The 3,965-nt window shown below is 71.0% G+C and carries 4 protein-coding genes; 2 read left to right on the top strand and 2 right to left on the bottom strand.

The window, feature by feature from the left end:
• Nucleotides 1-164 precede the first annotated feature (164 nt).
• Nucleotides 165-1,313, top strand: coding sequence for a methyltransferase domain-containing protein (locus tag K8V84_RS08755; protein ID WP_304072810.1), 1,149 nt, complete (start codon nucleotides 165-167; stop codon nucleotides 1,311-1,313).
• Here K8V84_RS08755 and K8V84_RS08750 read toward each other — a convergent pair.
• Nucleotides 1,302-1,490 carry a DUF6243 family protein gene (locus tag K8V84_RS08750; RefSeq protein ID WP_304072807.1) on the bottom strand — a complete coding sequence of 63 codons (189 nt, stop codon included), beginning with the start codon at nucleotides 1,488-1,490 and terminating at the stop codon, nucleotides 1,302-1,304. The two genes, K8V84_RS08755 and K8V84_RS08750, sit on opposite strands and share 12 nt — an antisense overlap.
• A gap of 117 nt (nucleotides 1,491-1,607) precedes the next feature.
• Here K8V84_RS08750 and K8V84_RS08745 point away from each other — a divergent pair, with 117 nt between their 5' ends.
• Nucleotides 1,608-2,219 carry a TetR/AcrR family transcriptional regulator gene (locus K8V84_RS08745; protein WP_304072804.1) on the top strand — a complete coding sequence of 204 codons (612 nt, stop codon included), beginning with the start codon at nucleotides 1,608-1,610 and terminating at the stop codon, nucleotides 2,217-2,219.
• A 39-nt stretch (nucleotides 2,220-2,258) separates the two neighbouring features.
• On the opposite strand, the gene K8V84_RS08740 is transcribed toward K8V84_RS08745, so the two are convergent.
• On the bottom strand, nucleotides 2,259-3,965 hold a 1,707-nt coding region (locus K8V84_RS08740; RefSeq protein WP_304072802.1), incomplete at its 5' end, for a DNA polymerase III subunit gamma/tau.

Genomic DNA, 3,965 nt, shown 5'->3' with positions numbered 1-3,965 from the left:
GGGGAGGACTTGGTCGCACCGTTGATCTGATTTCACCAGCGAAAAGGCCGAAGAGAGCGGCGGGGGACGGCGTCGGTTGACATGATGGCGACGGGGTCCCTCGACCCCGTCGGTGTTCTCCGACACCACATCCGATCAGCGACGACCAGGGGACTGAGGACGTGTTGACCGCAAGGGAGCGCAACTCGGCACTGATCGAGGCGATAATCGCGGACGGCACGCTGAGGGACGCCGCCCTCGTGGAGGCGTTCCGCGCCGTGCCCCGCCACCTGTTCATCCCGGAGACGAGCGCGGTGACCGCGCGCGGCGGCACCCTGAGCGCCGAGGGGAACCCGGATCGTTGGTTGGCCGCCGTCTACACGGACAACGCCATCGTCACCCGTTTGGAGGGGCCCGAGGTCCCTCGGCAACGCGGTTCCCGACAGGGCCCCGCAACCTCGTGCAGCTCGGCGCCGACCGTGCTCGCTCGGATGCTGGAACTGGCCGACCTCGCCAACGGCCAGCGGGTACTGGAGGTGGGCACCGGAACGGGCTGGAACACGGCTTTGCTCACCCACCGGCTGGGCGACCGGGCCGTGACCTCGTTGGAGATCGACGACCGTCTGCTGGGCGCGGCCCGGCGGGCACTGCACGGCACCGGGATGTCGCCCGCCACCCACCTCGCGGACGGCCACGCCGGGCACCCGGACGGCGCGCCGTACGACCGGATCATCAGTGTCTGCGGGGTCCGGCGGGTACCGGAGGCCTGGTTGGAACAGCTGGTCGAGGGCGGGCTGATCGTGTGCCCGTGGGGTCTGTTGGAGAGCGCGGGGGTGCTCATGCGCCTCGAACGTCGGGCCGGGGGCACCACGCTGGGCCGATTCCACGGAGGCGTGGGGTTCGTGGCCCTGCGCACCCCGGAGTCGTCACCACCGCCGGTACGCGATGCCGGGCAGCAACCCGACGAGTATCGCCTCACCCAGGAGGACCCGGTATCGCCCCTGCTGACCTTCGCGTCCGCGTTCGCCCTGTCGGTGATGGTGCCGGACTGGCGGATGCGGCGACGCTGGATCGGTACCGGATCGGGCCTGTGGCTGTGCGATCGCAAGGGTGAGTCCTGGGTTCGGATCTACCCCTACGGCACTTCGTGGATGGTCGAGCAGGGCGGCCCGCGCAGCATCTGGGACGAGTTCGAGGACGCCCTGGAGCTCTGGGGCGAACTGGGCCGGCCGGAGCCGGACCGGTTCGGGTTGGCCGTGGACCCCGACCGTGGTCAGCGGTTGTGGCTGGACGACCCCGACGGACGGTCCTGGCCGGTGGGTTCACCGATCTGAGGTCTCGTTCCTCGGGTCGGTGGTCTTCTCCCGGAACCTGCGCAGCAGGTCCTCCTTGCGCTCACGGGCGTCCCCCGTCGGTCCGCCCTTGGCACCGGTCTTGCCACCGCGCAGGGTGGAACGGGAGACGGTGGTGCGTTGTCCGCCCATGCCGAGCATGTTGTTGCTTTTCGCCACGAGATCCTCCTATCCGATCAGAACGAGACGAGGCGTCTCGTTAAACACGATTCACCCTTGATCGTAGCGATGTCAAGACGAGACGTCTCGTCATTTTTGAGCGACTACCTTGGGGCCATGGCCGACAACATCGCCGAACAGACCCGACGGACACCGAATCCCCGCCGTCGCAGCCAACGCGCGCGCAACGCCATCCTCGACGCGGCCGCCGAACTCCTGGGCGAGGTCGGTTACGCCAGGCTGACGATGGAGGCCATCGCCTCCCGCGCCCGGGTCGGAAAACAGACCATCTACCGATGGTGGCCCTCCAAGGCGGCCGTGGTCTTCGACGTGTTCACCCGGCTCACCGGATCGGAGGCCGGAGAACCCCTGCCCGACACCGGTGACCTGGCCACCGACCTCAAGACCGTCTTCCGAGCCACCGCGGACGAGTTCGTCGACCCCACGATGGACCGCACCACCCGGGCCTTCACCGCCGAGATCCAAAACGACGAAGAGTTCGCCCTCGCGGTCTACGAGCACCTGACCAGGCCCAACACCGAAGCCTTCCGGAATCGACTGCGATCCGCACAGGATTCCGGCCAGGTCCGCACCGACATCGACCTGGACCTGGCCGTGGAGATGTTCAACGGCCCGTTCCAGCACCGGTGGCTGCTGCGCACCGGACCGATCGACCACGCGTACACCGACGCCCTGGTCGACACGGTCCTGCGCGCGTTGCGGCCCTGAGCCCTCCGCCGCCGGGACACCCGGCCGGTGGAACGTGGCTCACAGTTGCCCGGGCGCCTCGTGTTCGATCTCCTCGATCAGCTTGCCGCCGAGCTCGGTCTCGATGAGAGCGGTCCCGCCGCCGGACCCCGATCCGTCCGTGCCACCTGAGCCGCCGTCGGACGTGGCTCCCCGCTGCGAACCACCCGCCGAAGGAGCGTTGTTCGTGGGCGCGCCACCGGCGGGCGCGGCCTGTGTCGGCCCCGGGGCGGACGTCTCCGCGGGACGCGCGTCCCGACCGCCCGGGGCACCGCCACCGCGGCTCGGCGCCGCGGACCCGTAGTCCTCCGGCGGCGGGGCGGCGTCGTCCTCATAGGGGTCCGGCGGTGGTTCCGGGCGGTCGCTGAGCAACCGTTCCGGTGGCGGACCCGCGGGTCGCGCCGGTTCCGGATCCGGTTCGGGCGCCGCCGGAGCGGGGGCCTGAGGCTGGGACTGTCGCGGTGGGGCGTCCCACCCGGCGGGTTCGGCCGGTCGCGGCGCGGGCTGCGGTCGACGCGCCTGCGACGCGCCACCCGTTCCTGAAGGGGCCACGCGCACCTCGGCGCCCAGCACCTGCTGGATCGCCGCGGCCACGACCTGGTCGCTGCCGCTGGTGGTGAAGCCCTTGGCCTCGTTGGGCTTGCTGAAGCCCAGCAGCACGGTATTGCCCTCGACCCCGACCGGCTGCACGTCACCGCCGTGCAACATCATCCAGGTGAATCGGCGACGGCCCTTGACGGCTTCCATGATCTGGTGCCAGGCGCCCTGGAGTCGTCCCAGGTCCACCGGGCCACCGCCGCCACCCACGGGCGCGCTCTGTTGCGGCGCCTGGGGGCGGGAGGGCGCGGGCGCGTCCCAGCCAGAAGGCTCGTTCCGTCCACCCGGGCTCGGGTCCGGTTCGGCGGGCCGGGACGGTTCGGGCCGTGCGGGCTGTGGAGGCTGCGCGGCCGGGGGCTGCTGCACCGGAGCCGGGGGCGCGGGCTGCGCGGGGGCCTGGGCCGTGGGCGCCACGGGGGCCTGTGGCCCGGACGCCGCCGGGGGCACCGCCCCGGACGCCAGTCGGCGCTCCATCTGCTCCAGCCGGGCCAGCAGCGCGGTCTGGTCGCCGTCGGCGGCGGGCAGCAGGATCCGTGAACACAGCAACTCCAGGAGCAGACGCGGCGCGGTCGCGCCCCGCATCTCCGTGAGCCCCTGGTTGAGGACCTCCGCGGCCCGGGACAGCTCCGCCGGCCCCAGCCTCGAGGCCTGCTCCTTCATCTGGTCCACCGACTCCGGAGAGACGTTGACCAGGCCCTTGTCGATGGCGTCCGGCACCGCGGCGAGGACCACCAGGTCGCGGAAGCGCTCCAGCAGGTCCGTGGTGAAACGGCGCGGATCGTGACCGCCCTCGACCACCCGGTCCACCAGGCCGAACACGGCCGCGCCATCGCGCGAACCCAGGAAATCGACCATCTCGCCGAGCAGACTGGAGTCGGTGTAGCCCAGCAGGGAGACGGCTCCCTCACGGGTGATGCCGCCCTCGTCCGAACCGGCGATCAGCTGGTCCAGCACGGAAAGGGTGTCGCGCGCCGAACCCGCTCCCGCGCGTACAACGAGCGGAAGGGCGGCCGGGTCGTAGGGCACTTCCTCCTGCTTGAGGAGGTCCTCCATGAGCTCTTTGAGGGTGCTCGGCGGGATGAGGCGGAAGGGGTAGTGGTGGGTCCGTGAACGGATCGTCCCGATGACCTT

The sequence above is a fragment of the Nocardiopsis listeri genome (assembly GCF_020741345.1).
GTDB classification, from domain to species: Bacteria; Actinomycetota; Actinomycetes; order Streptosporangiales; family Streptosporangiaceae; genus Nocardiopsis; species Nocardiopsis listeri_A.
The sequence above is the reverse complement of the archived record's forward strand: the minus strand, read 5'-3'. Positions and strand labels throughout refer to the sequence as shown.

Bases quoted from the DNA above. Each gene is read 5' to 3' on its own strand.
- K8V84_RS08745 (WP_304072804.1), top strand. From the start codon at position 1,608: ATGGCCGACAACATCGCCGAACAGACCCGACGGACACCGAATCCCCGC.